Annotated in this window: 15 protein-coding genes; 1 reads left to right on the top strand and 14 read right to left on the bottom strand. The window is 27.7% G+C overall.

Going from position 1 to position 15,829, the window contains the following annotated elements:
* Window positions 1-5 precede the first annotated feature (5 nt).
* From ffh to aroE, 13 genes are all read right to left on the bottom strand, one after another.
* Window positions 6-1,358 carry a signal recognition particle protein gene (ffh, locus tag KGF36_RS05215; RefSeq protein ID WP_227434163.1) on the bottom strand — a complete coding sequence of 451 codons (1,353 nt, stop codon included), beginning with the start codon at window positions 1,356-1,358 and terminating at the stop codon, window positions 6-8.
* On the bottom strand, window positions 1,355-1,723 hold the full coding sequence (gene ylxM, locus KGF36_RS05220) for a YlxM family DNA-binding protein (RefSeq protein ID WP_227827150.1): 369 nt from the start codon (window positions 1,721-1,723) through the stop codon (window positions 1,355-1,357). Before ylxM ends, ffh begins: the two co-directional genes overlap by 4 nt.
* A 102-nt stretch (window positions 1,724-1,825) precedes the next feature.
* Window positions 1,826-3,118 (bottom strand): signal recognition particle-docking protein FtsY, encoded by a 1,293-nt coding sequence (ftsY, locus tag KGF36_RS05225; protein ID WP_227827149.1) that lies wholly within the window; start codon window positions 3,116-3,118, stop codon window positions 1,826-1,828.
* A gap of 26 nt (window positions 3,119-3,144) precedes the next feature.
* On the bottom strand, window positions 3,145-6,699 hold the full coding sequence (smc, locus tag KGF36_RS05230) for a chromosome segregation protein SMC (RefSeq protein ID WP_227827148.1): 3,555 nt from the start codon (window positions 6,697-6,699) through the stop codon (window positions 3,145-3,147).
* A gap of 27 nt (window positions 6,700-6,726) precedes the next feature.
* Entirely contained in the window at window positions 6,727-7,797 is a 1,071-nt protein-coding gene (locus KGF36_RS05235) for an elongator complex protein 3 (RefSeq protein ID WP_227827147.1), read from the bottom strand.
* Between the two features lie 53 nt (window positions 7,798-7,850).
* Window positions 7,851-8,561, bottom strand: a complete 711-nt coding sequence (gene rnc, locus KGF36_RS05240) for a ribonuclease III (RefSeq protein ID WP_227827146.1) — start codon at window positions 8,559-8,561, stop codon at window positions 7,851-7,853.
* Window positions 8,562-8,723: 162 nt separating this feature from the next.
* Window positions 8,724-9,188 carry a CD1247 N-terminal domain-containing protein gene (locus tag KGF36_RS05245; protein ID WP_227827145.1) on the bottom strand — a complete coding sequence of 155 codons (465 nt, stop codon included), beginning with the start codon at window positions 9,186-9,188 and terminating at the stop codon, window positions 8,724-8,726.
* Between the two features lie 91 nt (window positions 9,189-9,279).
* Window positions 9,280-9,837 carry an elongation factor P gene (gene efp, locus KGF36_RS05250; RefSeq protein WP_227827144.1) on the bottom strand — a complete coding sequence of 186 codons (558 nt, stop codon included), beginning with the start codon at window positions 9,835-9,837 and terminating at the stop codon, window positions 9,280-9,282.
* Between the two features lie 379 nt (window positions 9,838-10,216).
* The gene (locus KGF36_RS05255) at window positions 10,217-10,747 is read right to left on the bottom strand and encodes a hypothetical protein (RefSeq protein WP_227827143.1); all 531 of its coding nucleotides are present in this window, start codon (window positions 10,745-10,747) and stop codon (window positions 10,217-10,219) included.
* Entirely contained in the window at window positions 10,737-11,201 is a 465-nt protein-coding gene (locus tag KGF36_RS05260; protein WP_227854589.1) for a Tfp pilus assembly protein FimT/FimU, read from the bottom strand. Before KGF36_RS05260 ends, KGF36_RS05255 begins: the two co-directional genes overlap by 11 nt.
* Window positions 11,176-11,871: a hypothetical protein gene (locus KGF36_RS05265; RefSeq protein WP_227827141.1), complete on the bottom strand. Its 696-nt coding sequence runs from the start codon at window positions 11,869-11,871 to the stop codon at window positions 11,176-11,178. The genes KGF36_RS05260 and KGF36_RS05265 overlap by 26 nt, the downstream gene beginning before the upstream one ends.
* The gene (locus KGF36_RS05270; protein WP_227827140.1) at window positions 11,858-12,217 is read right to left on the bottom strand and encodes a hypothetical protein; all 360 of its coding nucleotides are present in this window, start codon (window positions 12,215-12,217) and stop codon (window positions 11,858-11,860) included. The genes KGF36_RS05265 and KGF36_RS05270 overlap by 14 nt, the downstream gene beginning before the upstream one ends.
* Before the next feature lie 57 nt (window positions 12,218-12,274).
* Window positions 12,275-13,126 carry a shikimate dehydrogenase gene (gene aroE / locus KGF36_RS05275; RefSeq protein WP_227827139.1) on the bottom strand — a complete coding sequence of 284 codons (852 nt, stop codon included), beginning with the start codon at window positions 13,124-13,126 and terminating at the stop codon, window positions 12,275-12,277.
* A 258-nt stretch (window positions 13,127-13,384) separates the two neighbouring features.
* On the opposite strand from aroE, the gene sigK reads away from it, so the two are divergent.
* Window positions 13,385-14,026 carry an RNA polymerase sporulation sigma factor SigK gene (gene sigK / locus KGF36_RS05280; protein WP_227827138.1) on the top strand — a complete coding sequence of 214 codons (642 nt, stop codon included), beginning with the start codon at window positions 13,385-13,387 and terminating at the stop codon, window positions 14,024-14,026.
* A 99-nt stretch (window positions 14,027-14,125) separates the two neighbouring features.
* Here the strand turns inward: sigK and KGF36_RS05285 are convergent, their stop codons facing one another.
* On the bottom strand, window positions 14,126-15,790 hold the full coding sequence (locus tag KGF36_RS05285; protein WP_227827137.1) for a peptidoglycan D,D-transpeptidase FtsI family protein: 1,665 nt from the start codon (window positions 15,788-15,790) through the stop codon (window positions 14,126-14,128).
* Window positions 15,791-15,829: the final 39 nt, after the last annotated feature.

Here is a 15,829-nt window from a genome sequence, read left to right on the forward strand (position 1 = left end):
ATATTTTATTTAAAAAAAGGTAAACCGCCTAAGCCGCCCCTTTTCTTCATACTTTTTTGTGAACCAGCAAACATCTTCATCATTTTTTTCATTTCATTAAGTTGTTTTATAAGTCTATTTACATCTTGTACAGTAGTTCCACTACCTCTAGCTATTCTTTTTTTCCTAGAAGCATTTAATATTCCTGGGTTACGTCTCTCATATGTAGTCATTGATTGAATTATGGCTTTAGTTCTATTCATTTCTTTACCATTCAAATCTACATCTCCAAGTTGGTCTTTTATATTTCCCATACCAGGCATCATACCAAGTATCTTGTCTAGAGGTCCCATATTTTGTATTTGTTCCATTTGTTGTAAAAAATCTTCAAAATCTAGTTCTTGTTTTTTGATTTTTTGTTCTAATTCCTTAGCTTTTTCTAAGTCCATACTTTCTTGTGCTTTTTCTATTAGGCTTAATACATCTCCCATACCTAATATCCTTGATGCCATCCTGTCTGGGTGGAAAGGTTCTATATCATCTAGTTTCTCTCCCATCCCCATAAACTTTATAGGTTTTTGTGTTACTGCTCTTATTGAAAGTGCAGCTCCACCTCTAGTATCTCCATCTAACTTAGTTAATACTACTCCATCAACACCAAGTGCTTCATTGAAGCTTTCTGCAACATTCACTGCATCTTGCCCTGTCATAGAGTCTACAACTAAAAGTATTTCATGTGGCTTAACTTCTGACTTAATTGACTTTAACTCATCCATAAGCACTTCATCTATATGAAGTCTACCAGCAGTATCTATAATAACCAAATCGTTAGCATTTTTAATTGCATGACTTAAACCTGCCTTGGCAATATTTACTGGACTTTCTTTATCTCCCATATTGAATACAGGTATATCCAATTTTTCACCAACAACTTGAAGTTGCTTTATAGCTGCTGGTCTATAAATATCACAAGCTACCAATAGAGGCTTCTTGCCTTGCTTTTTAAAATATCCTCCAAGTTTTCCTGCTGTTGTAGTTTTACCTGCACCTTGCAATCCAACCATCATTAAAATCGTAGGAGGTTTTGAGGAAATCATTACTTTACTTTGTACATCCCCCATTAAACTTGTAAGTTCTTCATTTACAATTTTTATTACATGTTGAGCTGGTGTCAAACTTTGCATAACCTCTTGTCCAACACATCTCTCTTGAACTTTTTTTATAAAATCTTTAACTACCTTAAAGTTAACATCTGCTTCAAGAAGAGCAAGTTTAACTTCTCTCATAGCATTTTTTACATCTGCTTCTGTAAGCTTTCCTTTTGACTTTAACTTACTAAATGCCCCTTGTAGTTTATCAGACAATCCTTCAAATATCATTTTATCATCTCCCTACATACATCTTCTATATTTTCTAGCTTAGGGATTAAATTAGCACAATCTCTATTGTGCAATAAATCTTCTTTAATGTCAATAATTTTATTTCTTATAAATTTAATATTTTTTTCCTGTTCTTGAAGCTTAGATACTAAATGTAGCTTTTCTTCATAATCTCTTAGTATCTTTTCTGAACGTTTCAATGTATCATATATACCTTGTCTTGATACACTTAGATTCTCACTGATTTCACCTAAAGAGTAATCCTCTTCATAGTATAGAGCTACTATCTCTTTTTGCTTATCAGTTAGTAATTCTTTATACTGTTCAAATAACAATCCAATTTCGACCATTTTTTCTATATTCATATCTTACACTTCCTAGCAGTATACTGTAAAGGTTATTTACTTTACACTATTGTATTTTATATCATATAAACACTCTTGTCAACCATTATTTTTAAAAGAATACTAGTTACCAAATAATGCATCTGAAAATGATTTTGCATCAAAATCCTGTAAGTCTTCTACTCTTTCTCCAACTCCAATAAGTTTTACAGGTACATCTACTTCTGACTTTACTGCAAGCACTACTCCACCTTTTGCTGTTCCATCAAGTTTTGTAAGTACTATACCTGTTATATCTGCAACTTCTTTAAATGTTTTAGCTTGAACAACTGCATTTTGACCTGTTGTGGCATCTACTACAAGAAGTACCTCACGCTTTGCTTCTGGAAATTCTCTATCTACTATTTTAAATACTTTTCCAAGTTCATTCATAAGATTAGCTTTGTTGTGTAATCTCCCAGCTGTGTCACATATTAATAAATCTGCCTTTCTAGCTTTTGCTGCCTTTATAGCATCAAACACTACTGCTCCTGGGTCTGCTCCTTCTTGATGCTTTATTATATCTACATTAGTTCTATTTGCCCATATTTCTAATTGCTCTGTTGCTGCTGCTCTAAATGTATCTGCTGCTGCTAATAAAACTTTTTTTCCATCTTTTTTATATCTATTTGCTAATTTTCCTATCGTAGTAGTTTTACCCACTCCATTTACACCTACCATTAGAATTATACATGGAGCTGGTTCTATGTCTAATGTAGAGTTTTCATTCGTAAGGATATCTTCAACTATAGATTTAAGTTCTTCTCTTACCTTTATTGGTTCAGTAATTCCCTTTTGCTTTATCTTATCTCTTAGTTTCTCAATTATGTCCATAGTTGTATTTACACCAACATCTGCTGTTATTAAAATTTCCTCTAAATCCTCAAGCAATTCTTCATCTATTTTTGTATATGATTTTAAAACCTCATCTATTCTATCAGTTATTCCTTGTTTTGCCTTTGTTAATCCTTGTTTTAATCTTTCAAACAAATTAACTTTCTTTTCTTCATATTTCTCTTCTTTATTTTCATAATCTTCATGTTCAGTTTCTTCATCATTATTATCATTGTTTAATTCTTCTATTTCACTATCTAGAGAATCATTATTTATTATCTCTTCTACCTTTTGTTCATTAATATCTATCTCATCTTCTATCTCTCTATTTTCTTCAGTACTTTCATCAACAACTTCTTCTTCAGTTTTTTCTGGAATATCTTCTACTTTATCTATAACTTCTTCCTCAAACCCTGAAAAAATTGTTTCTTCTATGTTTTCTAAATTGTCAGCACCACTTTCTATTTCTTCTTCTGAGTCAACGTCTTTTTTTTCTAATTCCTTATCCTTGTCTTTGCCAAAACCAAATAATTTTTTTAACACTATTCTTCCTCCTATGTCAATCTAAGTTATATAATATCAGTTATATCTTGAGCTTCTTTTAGTTTTAAACTAATAACTTTTGAAATAGCTTTTTCTTGCATTGTAACTCCATAGATATAATCAGCAGCTTCCATAGTTCCTCTTCTATGAGTTACTGATATAAATTGTGTTTCTTTAGATAAATCTTTTAAAAATTCTCCAAATCTAAATATATTTGCGTCATCAAGTGGAGCCTCAATTTCATCTAATATACAAAATGGTGTTGGTTTTGTAATTAATATTGCAAATAATATGCTTATTGCAGTTAAAGCTTTCTCTCCACCAGACAGTAGATTTAAATTCTTCATCTTTTTACCAGGTGGTTGAGCTGTTATTAGGATATCACTTTCTAATAAATTTTCTTTATCTAAGATAGTTAATTCTCCACAACCACCACCAAAAAGTCTTTTGTACACATACTTAAAGTTTTTACTTATTTCTTCAAATTTAATCTCAAATTCAGATTTCATATTTTCTTCTAATGTATGTATAAGTTTTTCTATCTCCTCCATAGATTCTTCTAAATCTTGTTTTTGTTCACTATAAAAATCATATCTTTCTTTTATTTCTTCATATTCTTTGATAGAATCTATATTTATATTCCCAAGACTTCTTATTTCTCTCTTTAGATTTTCTAAGAATTTTCTATCTATCTCTAGATTTTCATCCTTGATTTCCAATGCCTGTACTAAAGTCATTTCATATTGTTCAAATAACTTATTTATATATGTGTCTTGACTAGTTTTTAATCTTTCTAATCTTCCACCAACCTTAAATAAACTCTCTTTAAGTTCTATATGTTGTCTATCTATAATTTTTAACTCTTTACTAATTTCATCAAAATTATTTTTCAAGTCATCTTTAGCTATTTTTCTAGTTTCAAGATTTCTATTGCTGTCTCCTAATTGTTTAGTTAAGTTTTCTTTTTCTTTTTCTTCAATAGATATAGAATCTTGTAACTTAACTATTTCTTGTTCTTCATAATTTAATGATTCATCTAATTGTTTAGTTTTTTCTTCTAACTCACAATTTTCACCAGATATTCTTTTTATATCTCTAACTATGCTATTATAAGCTTCTGTTTTCTTTACTAAAGTTAGGTTTAATTCATCAAATTCAGCTTTTTCTTTATCATACAAATCATTATATTTTTTTATTTCATCACTTAATATATCAATTTTTTCTTTATTTTGATTGTATGTATTTTCTAATGCTTCCATGTCTTTTTTAACAATGTCACTTTTTTCGAGTGTATAATTTAAGTTAGAACCCAAATCACTTTTCTCATTACCTAGCCTAGCAATACTAGATTTTAAAGATTCAATCTCAGATTCGATATTTTCTATACTTGTACTCTTTATTATAATACTTTTTTCTAAATCTTTTACTTCATTTTCAACTAAGCCAATTTCACTTTTTATATTTTTTATACTTTTATCTAAGGATTCTTTTGTAAGTTCTAGACCTGAAATCTCAACCTTAACATCATTTATTTTTTCTGTATACTCGTTAATGAATCTTTTTCTTGATAATATATTTCCGTTAGTTTTTAAACTACCTCCAGTTAAAGAACCTCCTGGATTTAAGATTTCACCATCTAAAGTTACTATTTTAAATCTATGACCAGTTTCTTTTGCAAATTTTATCCCTTCATCTATATTGTTTATAAATATAGTTCTTCCAAGTATATTTTCAATTATATTTCTATATTTTTCATCAAACGTAATTAAATCACTCGCTATTCCTATAAATTTAGTATTTGCTTTTAAATTACCCAAACTTATTTTATTTGATTTAATTATATTTAATGGCAGAAACGTTACTCTTCCTAAATTATTCTTCTTCAAATAGTTTATTGCAGATTTAGCACTAAACTCATCATCAGTTATTATATTTTGCATATAGGCACCAAGTGCTGCTTCTACAGATTTCTCATATTTTTCAGGAACATTTATAATCTGTCCTAGTGCTCCATGAATACCTTTTAAATCCTTATTTTTTAATACTTCTTTTACACCTCTATTAAATCCCTCATAATGATTTTCCATATCTATATAAACATTTAACTTTGAGTTATATCCATTTAGATTGTATTTACTTTTCTGTATTTCATCTTCTACCTTATTGAGTTCATTAATAGAATATTGTAAATCAGCAGTTAATTTTTTATTTCTGTTATTCACATTATTTAAATTTTCTTTTTTCATATTAAATTCTTTATTTATACTATCTAATTCAGAAGATTTTGTTTGGACATTTTGGTTTAATTCTGATATTTCTGAGTTTATGTTCTCATCTCTAATATTCATATTTTCTTTATTTGCATTTAAAGCAGATAACTTATTACTAAGTTCTTGTTTCTTATTTAATATATCTATTATATTTTCTTTAAATAATTCTATATCATTATTTAAAGATTCCAACTTCATCCTTTGATTTTCTTTACTAGATTCTAACTTTTTTATATTCTCTTGTAATATCAATAACTCTTCACTATTTGAAGACTTATTACTTTCTAATTCTTTTATGTATACCTTATTTTCATTTAGCTTTTCTTTTATATTGTTTATTTCAGAATTTTTTCTATGAATTTCATTTGTAAAGTTTTTTATTCTTTCTTTAATTAAATTTATCTGTGACTCTTTTTTTGATATAACACCTTTAATTGAATTTATATAATCCACAGACTTTTCAATTACATCTTGTAGTACCTCTATCTCCTTATCAACATCTTCTTGTTTTTTCTCTACAACATTTTTTTGCTCTTCTTTTTCTTTAAGCTCTTTTTCAAGAACTTTACTATGCTCATCAACCTCACTCAGTTCTTTTTCTATTCCTTCAATTTCTCTTATAAAATTATTCACTTCTAGTATTTTTAATTTTTCACTTATTTCTAAATACTTTTTTGCTTTTGTTTGTTGATTAAAAAGAGGTTTTAATTGATTTTCAATTTCTATATATATATCATCTATTCTTTCCAAATTTTCTTTTGTATTACTTAAATTTCTTTCTGCTTCCTGTTTTTTATATCTATATTTTGATATACCACAAGCTTCATCAAAAACTTTTCTTCTACTTAAAGGATTATTACTCAATATTTCATCTACTTTTCCTTGCTCTATGATTGAATAACCATCTTTTCCAATACCAGTATCTAAAAAGACTTCTTTTATATCCTTTAATCTGCAACTCTTATTATTTAGAAAAAATTCACTTTCTCCATTTCTATAAGCTCTTCTTCTTATAGTCACTTCTGTAAAGTCTAATTCTAATTGATTCTCAGAATTATCAATAGTAAGAGCTACTTCACAGTAATTCATGGGTTTTTTTGTATCTGTACCTGCAAATATTACATCTTCAAGTTTATCTCCTCTAAGACTCTTGATACTTTGTTCTCCTAATACCCATCTTACGGCATCAGATATGTTACTTTTTCCACTTCCATTTGGTCCTACTATCGCTGTTATTCCTTCTTTAAAAATAATATCTGTCTTTACTGGAAAGGATTTAAATCCCTTTAACTCTAGTCTCTTTAAATACAAATCGTTTCTCTCCCTTCATCGTTAAAACTAAAGGTTATAAATGTCATACAATTTTCTATGGATGTCTCTCATATTAGCAATAATTAAACTTTTCCCATCTAACACAATTTCTAATTGATTTATATCTAAATCGGATTCTTGTGTTTTTAAAATCACACTAAAATTTTCTTTCATATATTTAATATTTGTTTTTTTATTTCCTATTATTTTAGAAATATTCTTTTTATTAGACTTCACCAACATGTTCTTTATATTTTTATTTTGTGAAATAAGAAATTCTAAATAATCCTTTATCATCTCAGCTTCTACCAATTCTCTAAAAGCAGGGTGATACGGACCTGCTAAGACAGCTTTTCCCATTTGTATATCATCAGTAGCTTGAAGCCCAACTCTTATTACATTTATATTGTTAACATAAAATAATACAAGTACTTTTTTTACTATTCTTACACTCTCGTCAAGTGTAAATGGCTTATATTCATTTTGCTCCATCAATTTTTCCAGACCAGTCTCTTTTACCACTAAAGTTGGATAAATTCTTACACAATCTGGTTTAAGCTCTACAAATTTTTTGGCTGTAAATATACATTTTTCTTCTGTATCAGCTGGAAGTCCAACCATCATTTGTAAGCCAAGTTTAATTCCACTATTTTTTATCAACTTCGAACTCTTGTATACAACTTCTGACTGATGACCTCTAATACTATCTAATAATACTTTTTCATCTAAGGATTGTACTCCAAGCTCTATTATACTTGTCTTATATTCTTTTAACATTTCTAATATTTCTTCACTAATACAATCTGGCCTTGTGGACATTCTAATATCTTTTATAAAACCTTTTTCTACATACTCTTTGGCAACAGATAATAAACTTTTTTGTATATCTACATCTATAGCAGTAAAACTTCCACCAAAAAATGCTATTTCTACATCAGCATCCTTATCTATAGTCTTTAGACATTCTTCAATTATATTTCTTGCATCTTCACTAGTAACATCAGTACTCACACCTGTTATTTTTTTTTGATTACAAAATATACAATCATGAGGACATCCTTTGTGAGGAACAAATATAGGTATAATTCTCTTTTTCATCTACAACATCCTTCTAATCTAAATATTTCTTTTTATATTTTTACATATTATATTTATTTTTCCCATAATTTTTTCTTTAGAGCTACTTTAGCAGCCAATTGTTCTGCTTCTTTTTTGCTTTTACCTTCTCCTATACCCAAAACATCTCCATTAATTCCAACTTCCATAACAAACCTTTTATTATGGTCTGGTCCCTTTTCTTCTATAAGCCTATACCAAATATTATTTTCTCCATTTCCTTGTAATACTTCTTGAAGATGTGTTTTATAGTCTCTAAATATATTTCCCTTTCTTGAATCGTAAATTATATTTTCCATATGGTGTAATATAAATTGTCTTGCACTTTCAAATCCTCCATCAAGATATATTGCTGCTATTACAGCCTCAAATGCATCTGCTAATATTGAAGTTCTATGTCTACCTCCAGTAGATTCTTCACCTCTACCCAATAGCATATGAATCCCTAAATTTATATCATTTGCAACTTCACTTAATGAATCTTCACAAACTATGTTTGCTCTAAGTTTAGTCAATTCCCCTTCGGGCAGATTGGATTCTTCATTAAATAAATAATCACTTATCACTATTCCTAAAACTGAATCTCCTAAAAATTCTAATCTTTCATTAAAATTATATCTCTTATTTTCATTAGAATATGAACTATGTGTAAGAGCTTCTAGTATATATTCTTTATTTTTAAATTTATAATTTATAACATCTTCAAATCTTTGTATATTATCTAGTAATTTTTTACTTATCTTCATTATTACATCCCTCCAAAATCCTATTCTATAAATTCTAGTGTACTATTTTTGTGCAACTATTGCAAAACCAAAATCCAAAATACTTGTCCTCATAAAAATAAAACTACCTATGAAACAAAATATCTCATAGGCATCATAGGCAGTTTTATTTCTTATGAATTTTTATTCTCTATCATCACAATTTGAACAACCACCACATGTACAATCATCATCATCTTCATAATCATCTTCTGATGATAATATTACAGCCTTACAATCAGGACAAACAACATCTACTTCATCATCATATAACAAATCTTCGTCTATTTCTACTAATTCTCCACAATTTGGGCATTCCATTTCTATATAGCTGAAGTCCTCATCGTCATCATCTTCTTCATCTTCTTCGTAAAGATCCTCTTCCATGTCAGCAATATCTTCTTCTAAATCTGCTAAATCTTCGTCTATAGATTCAACAAAATCTTGAAGTTCTTCTTGTTGTTCATCCAATGTTACAACAGCTTCTGCAAATACTTCTAATGCATCAACTATTTTATGTATCATTTTCCCTTCTTTACTCTCAGTGCTTATTTCTAAACCTTCTGCTAAACCTTTTAAGTATGCAACTTCTTCATATAAATGTTTCATGTAACACCCCTCGCTTTCTTTTTAATATATAAACTAAAAGCTCATATATCTTATATTATTAAGACATATAAGCTTTTATATACATAAATTTTTATACTCTTGATAAATATTCACCTGTTCTAGTATCTATCTTTACTTTATCTCCAGTATTTATAAATAATGGAACTTGAACAACTGCACCAGTTTCAACTGTAGCTGCTTTAGTTACATTACTTGCTGTATCACCCTTTATTCCTGGCTCTGTATCTACAACCTCTAGCTCTGCAAAGTTTGGAGCTTCCACTTGGAATGGTTGTCCTTGATAAAATCTTATTGTCGCAACTTCATTTTCTTTTAAGAATTTAATTGCTTCTTCAACTTGTTCATAGTTTAATGGTATTTGTTCAAAATTTTCTTGGTCCATAAAATAATATAACTCACCATCATTGTATAGATATTGCATTTGTCTTGTATCTATTACAGCTTTAGGGAATTTTTCACTTGGATTAAAAGTTTCTTCTCTTATAGCTCCTGTTTTTAAGTTTCTGTATTTAGTTCTAACGAAAGCAGCTCCTTTACCTGGCTTAACGTGTTGAAAATCAACTACTAAACATGGTTGTCCATCTTTTTCAAATGTAACACCTTTTCTAAAATCACCTGCTGATACCATTTTTTGTTCCTCCATATTAAAATAAATTTCTTATTTTTTAGTAAATTTTACATTACTATGCCTTTAAAATTATATCTCTTACTTGAATTCTGTCAAGTCAGGATTACAAATTTTTACTAATATCATAATATCATAAGTTATACAATATAAACAAGTATTTGGCAGATTACTTATCCTATATTTTTATTATTTACATCTATAATCATACTTTATACATTTTATATATTGATATTATTTATCTCTACGACTACACTTTCCACTATTACTCGTTACTTTTTATTTAAAAGTAACAGATAAACATAATTTTTTAGATTTTTACAGAATAACTTTCATAAAAAATTAAAACAATTATCTTCATTAATAATACTTCTATTTAAAATTATACATTTTTAATAAAATTCCATACTTTTACTTTAAACTCAGTTTCATATTTTTGATTACGTTTTGATAATTTCAATATTATATTAATATATTCTCCATTATTAGACATTGAGACATACATTTCATCTACATAATCACCAATTTCATATCCACCAGCTTGGCTACTTTCACCATTTAAAGAATTCACAAACAACTTATTTCGTCTCTCATTTAATATAATTTCTTTGTTGCTTGTATATTCTTCATTATCAGTTGTATTTTCATCTACATATCTACATTTTATAGATGTCATTTTTTTAAAACCTTTATCATTAGAAGATAAGTTTATTATCCCCCTAGAATTACTAATGATTCCTTCTATAGATTTTGTGATTTCAATACTTTGTTGCTGTAACTCCATTTTATCTTCTATTTTAACTTTTAAATTCATTGTAAGTATAAATATAGAATATAAAGTTATCACCAGTACTACAATTACAGTTAAAGATACTGCACCTTCTAAAAGTAAATATCCACATTTACGTTTCATATTTTCCCTCTTTCAAAAGTACTCTTCCACTTACAGGTGTTATTGTTATAGTTTTATTTAATCTATCATTATATATCTCTATTGTAGTTGCTTTTTGAGGTGAGCCATCAGATTTAAATTTTATAGTTTCAATACTTCTTGCGATTCTTACATTTCTAGGCAGTACTATGGATTTAATATTTTTGCCATCTTTCCTCAATACATATCCTTCTTGTTCTTTTTGCTTTATATAGTATATATATGTATTGTAGTTGCTAAACATATTAATTCGTCTAACATATCTTATATCTGAACAAAGTTGACGTGCAAATAAATTTATTTTATGATTTTCAAGATTATCTTTTGGAAAACATATTGTAGCTATCAATAGTATTATACCTATGGATACTACTAATTCTATTACAGTCACATTCCTTCTTTTTTCAAAGTTATACACCCCTATACTTATATACATATACTAAATTTTTCTCATCAAAGTTCTTTTTTATATTTTCTATTATCTCTTGGTCTATTTCTTCTTCATCTCCATTAGTGTTTTGATTATCAAAATCTTTACTTTCAGACTCAAATACAGTTGAAAGTTCTATTTGGTCAAACGATTTAGACTCCTTAGATGTTTCAATAGAATCTTTATTACTATAATCATCATCTATATAATCTTTAATATCAATTCCTACCCATGGATTTTTAATTTTTACTCTCACTTTTATTACTTTTAAAAAGTCTTTATCTCTGGCTGTACTTGTTATATCAAACTCAAAAAAATCTCCTTTGTCATATATAGTATTGTTTTCTATTTTTAAATGAACTTCTTCTAAATTACTATAAGATGTATCTTTTATTTTTTTTATACAATCAATCGTATTATTTCCTAAGAAATAGTCTCTAAATTCTTCCTCATTATTAGATATATTAATGGCTTCCTCAACACAACAAAGTACATTACTTATTGATATTTCTATACCACTTAAAGAAGCTTCCCTTAACTTAGCATCTTTATATTCTAATTCAAATATATTATCATTACTATAAATTAAACCTATACACATAATACATACAGTGCTTATAATAGAAAATATTATCAATGTTGCTATTAATATAGAACCTTTATTATTTCGTAACATAACTGTTAAATCTTAATTGTTTTAAATCACTCTTAATTTCCATATTTATCTCATAACATTGATAATAGTTTAAAATTTGTTTCACTGTGCTATTAATCTCATAACCCTTTATGTAATTTTTATTTATTTCATCCTCAGTCAGTTGATATTCATTATTTTTTATTTTATATTTCTCATCTTCCAAGTATTTCTTTGCAATATTTAACATTTCTCTATTAGATGCATTTTTACTAATAAAACTATAGCAGCTATATAAAGATGTAGATACCAAATACACAGCTACATATAATATGGCAATACTCATTATACATTCAATTGATATAAAACCATTCTTTTTCGTTTTCAATAATAAAAACCTCTCATTAATATTTTATATTCTATAGATTAAAGCTTAAGGAATTAGTTATAAATTCTTTTCATAAATATCTTTTATACAATCATTTTCATTACTGTCTAACCTTATTCCAGTCCATATACAAAATGAACTTAGACCTTGATTTATTAACATATCAATTCCATACATAACATCTAAATTGTATTTTCTCGCCCATTTTATAAGGCTTGTTTCATGAGGCTTGTACACTATATCACATACTAGTATTTTTTTGTTTGGAATCAATGATTCATCGATTGGACATAAGTTATTCCCCATACCTATTGGTGTAGTATTTATAAGTATATCAATTTTACTTAAATCATTTTTATCAACTTCTTTAGTGCTATAGTCTACATCTAATTTAAAACTAGACTTTATTATATTTGATATTTCCCTTGCTTTATCTATACTTCTATTTCTTATTTCTATAGATTTTACATTATTAAATGCAAGTTCAATAGAAATGCTTCTACACGCACCTCCACAGCCTAATATCATGACCTTTTTGTCTTTTAGGTCAAACCCATTTTCAATTACAGATTTTACAAATCCAACTCCATCAGTATTATATCCTTTTAATACACCTCCCTCATTCTTAATAGTATTAACTGCTCCTACTAATTTTGCTTTGTAATCAATACAATCCAAGTATTTAATTATATTTACCTTATGAGGTATTGTCACATTACAACCCTCTATACCCATACTTTTTATGGACTCTACTGTTTTTCCTAAATCTTTTGGCTCTACATCAAAACATACATAAACATTATTTTGTTTGTATTTTTCAAATAAATAATTATGCATGATTGGTGAAAAGCTTTGTTTCACTGGATGTCCTAAAAGACATATAAGCTTTGTTTCGCTATTTACAATCATATCTTCCTCCCTTTTATTTATTGACATCTAAAATTCAATTTATACCAAATAAACTAATAATTTATCTGTCTTATTTTTTATATATTCAACAAAAAATTAAACTTAAGTTCTTCTTTTTAATGTTATATTACAGCCAAAAGTTTGTAAATATATGTTTTAAATTCTAACAGTATACATATTATTTTATTGAATAACAGTCAACTTGGATAAGTCTCCTTCATATAATTTAAAGTGACCGTTAAAAAGGGGGGTGACTTATTGGCAGCGCTTAAATCTTTTGAAAAACCCTTAACCCCTGAAGAAGAGATTGAGTATTTAACTAAATTTAAAATAGAAAATGATAAAAGTGCAAAAGATACATTGATTGAAAGAAACATGAGATTAGTAGCTTATATCGCAAAAAAATACAACAATTCGACAGAAGATCAGGATGATTTAATATCTATAGGTACAATAGGATTAATAAAAGCTATAGAAACTTATAATATAGATAAAGGAACTCGACTGGCAACATATGCTTCTAGATGTATTGAAAATGAAATTTTAATGAATATCAGATCTAACAAAAAAAACAAATCACAAGTATCTCTACAAGACCCTATCGGAACAGATAAAGAAGGTAATGAAATAAGTCTTTTAGATATACTTGGTACAGATGTCAATTATGTTCTTGATGAAGTGGAGTTAAAAGTTCAGGTTGGAAAACTATATGAACAACTTAATAAAATCCTTACTCCTCGAGAAAGAGAAATTGTCCAGTTAAGATACGGGTTAACTCCTTATGGGTATAAAACTCAAAGAGAAATAGCACAAAGACTTGATATCTCTAGATCATATGTGTCCAGAATCGAAAAAAAAGCTCTTAAAAAACTAGAAAAAGAGCTTGTTCAAGAAAATTAATATTATATTTTTAAAAGGATATATCGTATAACATTAGTCAAAACAACTTACTTAAAAATTAAAATTACGATATATCCTTAAATTTTATAATACATGACTTTATTTTATACTTTCACATATTTCTTTAAATATAGGTATTGCTGATTTACTTTCCTTTTGAGTCCCTTCTACTAGCACAGTTATTACGTACTTAGGTCTTTTCTCTGGATAAAATCCGGTTATCCAACCATGATCTATTGGCTTTTTATTCAGACTACTTTGAGCTGTACCAGTTTTTACCCCACATCCTCCTTCTAAATCCTTTAAGACTTTAGCTGTCCCAACTTTAGAAACAGACTTCATAATTTCTTTTACTTGTGTACACACATAAGGAGAAATAATTTCTTCCTTTTTTGAAGACTTATAAGTTTTTATTGTCTTCATATCATTATTTACAAGACTTTTATATAAATATAATGGTTCAAATGTTCCATTATTAGCTATTATCTGGGTCATTTGATTTATTTGGAGTGGTGTAAATTCTATATTTTCTTGCCCTATAGCTAAATTACGTATTGATATATTTTTTGGAGCTTCTCTAATTCGTTCTTCATCAAGACCAATATCAACCTTTTCAAATAAATGCAATTTCTCAGCAGACTTTAATATCTTCTCTTTACCAACTTTCATTGCTATATCTAAAAATGCTGGATTACATGAATTAGAAAAAGTTTGCTGTAAGGATTGAAGACCATGCCCATCTAGTTTATTGCATCGTAATATTTCATTACTATTTCCGACTTTAGTTTTCCCTTTACAATTATAGGTATAATTCTCATCTACAACTCCATTTTCAAGTGCAGAAAATAGGACTACCATCTTAAACACAGAACCTGGCGGATATGTCGATTTTATGACTCTATTTTCAAATTCTCCATTTTTACTCTTTAAACTCTTTGCTATGTTATTTTGGTCAAAATTAGGTCTAGAACACATAGCAATAATTTCACCTGTAGATACATCTGAAATCACTGCTGCTGTTGGATTTTCTTCTTTATTTAGTATTTGCTCTAAATTTTTTTGAATATCATAATCAATAGTAGTTTTTAAATGTTTATCTTTATCTTTTTCATCAACTGTTTTTACACTTCCCTTTAAAATATTTAGAGATTTTTCGTTTCCTGCATCCCCTGCTTTAAAAGCACTTATATATTTTTCATTTGAGTTTCTAAGTACACTATCCATACTTTTTTCTATTCCCAATTGACCTGATTTATCATCATCTTTTATATAACCTATTGTATGTGATAACAAACCATCCTGTGAATATCGCATAGTCTTTTCTTCTAGCATTATCCCATTTTTCTCAAGCTGTTTTTTCATGCTATTATCAATATTTTCAGTCTGAATTTGTATTATGGGATTCGCCAATTGTTCTTGTATAATTTTATATATTTCCAAATCATCCATCTTAGTAGCCTTCTTAACAAGTTCTAGTATTTTATAGTTGTTATTTAATTTTTCTTTCTCAACAACTAAAAGCTGAACTTTACTTGTATCTGTAAGTTTCTTATTATTTCTATCATAAATTATGCCTCGTCCACTATTTAACTCTACTTTCTCAACACTCTGTGATTCAACATTTCTTTTGTACTTATCACCTTTTAATACCTGTATATCAACTAGCCTATAGATTAAACCACTATAAATTATTAAAATTACAGTAAATATATACCAGCTTCTCTTTCCCACTTTTTTCAAAAATGGAGTCTTCTTTTTTGACATGAAATCACCCCTTAGATAATTTCATTATTGACAATTTCT

Source organism: Clostridioides sp. ZZV14-6009 (genome assembly GCF_020658095.1).
In the GTDB taxonomy this organism is placed as follows: Bacteria; Bacillota; Clostridia; order Peptostreptococcales; family Peptostreptococcaceae; genus Clostridioides.